Raw genomic sequence first — 277 nt, 5'->3', positions numbered from 1 at the left:
GACGGCGGGTATTTCATGATTGGATAGTAGCGGGTCGAATACCGACACATCACCAAAAGGAATATTAGAAGCAATTACATCGAAATGTTGTGCGTAGCGACCGTCCATTTTCTCATAACCCTCAAGTCTCACTTTATCTTGCGGATAGAGGTGCGAAAGAATCTTGCCTGTAAGCAGGTCTTTTTCAAAACTTTTGACATCGGCTTCCGGTGCAATATTATTGAATGAGGATATAAACGCACCTGTTCCTGCACTGGGTTCTAAAAAACGATTTGGA

The 277-nt window shown here is 42.6% G+C and carries 1 pseudogene; it reads right to left on the bottom strand.

From position 1 onward, the window contains the following. Window positions 1-277, bottom strand: a pseudogene (locus Q5762_RS38145) (N-6 DNA methylase); the annotation flags it as partial.

Source organism: Streptomyces sp. P9(2023) (genome assembly GCF_032436795.1).
Classification (GTDB): domain Bacteria; phylum Actinomycetota; class Actinomycetes; order Streptomycetales; family Streptomycetaceae; genus Streptomyces.
Note: the sequence above shows the minus strand (reverse complement) of the source record. Positions and strands in the feature narration are given on the sequence as shown.